Origin of the sequence: Paenibacillus pini JCM 16418, assembly GCF_000576305.1 — a bacterium.
Lineage (GTDB): Bacteria > Bacillota > Bacilli > Paenibacillales > Paenibacillaceae > Paenibacillus_AQ > Paenibacillus_AQ pini.
Window position 1 is genome coordinate 1 of record NZ_BAVZ01000066.1, and the last position, 612, is coordinate 612.

General features: G+C 47.4%; 4 tRNA genes. All 4 read left to right on the forward strand.

Annotated features, from left to right (window positions below):
* Positions 1 to 110: 110 nt before the first annotated feature.
* The 4 genes from JCM16418_RS23400 (at position 111) to JCM16418_RS23415 (ending at position 545) form a co-directional block, all read left to right on the forward strand.
* A tRNA-Asn gene (locus tag JCM16418_RS23400) sits at positions 111 to 186 on the forward strand.
* A 4-nt stretch (positions 187 to 190) separates the two neighbouring features.
* Positions 191 to 282: transfer RNA gene (locus tag JCM16418_RS23405), tRNA-Ser, on the forward strand.
* Between the two features lie 47 nt (positions 283 to 329).
* Positions 330 to 404 (forward strand) — tRNA-Glu (locus tag JCM16418_RS23410).
* A 65-nt stretch (positions 405 to 469) separates the two neighbouring features.
* Positions 470 to 545 (forward strand) — tRNA-Val (locus tag JCM16418_RS23415).
* Positions 546 to 612: the final 67 nt, after the last annotated feature.

The following is a 612-nucleotide window of genomic DNA, read 5'->3' on the forward strand; positions in this document are numbered from 1 at the left end:
AAGGGCTTATCCTATAGCTTTGAAAGATACACTTTCAAGGCAACCATTTCAACAAACACGATTCGTTTCGTATCTAGTTTTCAAGGTTCAATCCTTGAATTACATAATGTTCCCTGATAGCTCAGTTGGTAGAGCACTCGACTGTTAATCGAGTTGTCACAGGTTCGAGTCCTGTTCGGGGAGCCATTACGGAGAGGTGTCCGAGTTGGCCGAAGGAGCACGATTGGAAATCGTGTAGGCGCCAAAAGCGTCTCGAGGGTTCGAATCCCTCTCTCTCCGCCATTAATATTATTTGCTTGCGAAGCGAATTTCACTTCGTCAAATGTTTAGGCCCGTTGGTCAAGGGGTTAAGACACCTCCCTTTCACGGAGGTAACATGGGTTCGAATCCCATACGGGTCACCATTATATTTAAAGAAAACTTTGCTTTAGAAGCAAATATCTGATATGATATTAAAAGTCTTTCCCATGGAGGCTTAGCTCAGCTGGGAGAGCATCTGCCTTACAAGCAGAGGGTCGGGGGTTCGATCCCCTCAGCCTCCACCATATATGCTTTCTTAATGACGCGGGGTGGAGCAGCCCGGTAGCTCGTCGGGCTCATAACCCGAAGGCC